Here is a 313-nt window from a genome sequence, read left to right on the forward strand (position 1 = left end):
TGGCAAGGTTGAGTCCGCGGCCTGCCCGCGGTTTCAAGGGCATCGCCCCAATGCTGCTGGGGCTGGTTTTGGTAGCGGTCGTGACGGGCGGTCTGCTTGGCAGTTGCGAGGACAAGACCATCGCACCAAGCATCGTCGGCTACAACCATACCAACGCGGCTATTGGCCACTTTACGGTGAACGGCCGTGGTGGTGGAGGGTTTCTTGGCGCCCATCAGGGCGGCGGAAAGTTCGCGTGTTGTGCGCCCATCCCTAACCCTTGGCGGTCAGGACTGACCGCGACGATTGGCTGGACTGACGAACGAGATGAGCA

1 protein-coding gene is annotated in these 313 nt (G+C 62.0%); it reads left to right on the forward strand.

The window, feature by feature from the left end; all coding sequences use genetic code 11:
• Positions 1 to 50 precede the first annotated feature (50 nt).
• Positions 51 to 313, forward strand: a 263-nt coding sequence (locus RVY79_RS18645) for a DUF3304 domain-containing protein (protein ID WP_317466035.1), incomplete at its 3' end; no start/stop codon positions are given.

Origin of the sequence: Chromohalobacter sp. HP20-39 (genome assembly GCF_033052815.1) — a bacterium.
In the GTDB taxonomy this organism is placed as follows: Bacteria; Pseudomonadota; Gammaproteobacteria; order Pseudomonadales; family Halomonadaceae; genus Chromohalobacter.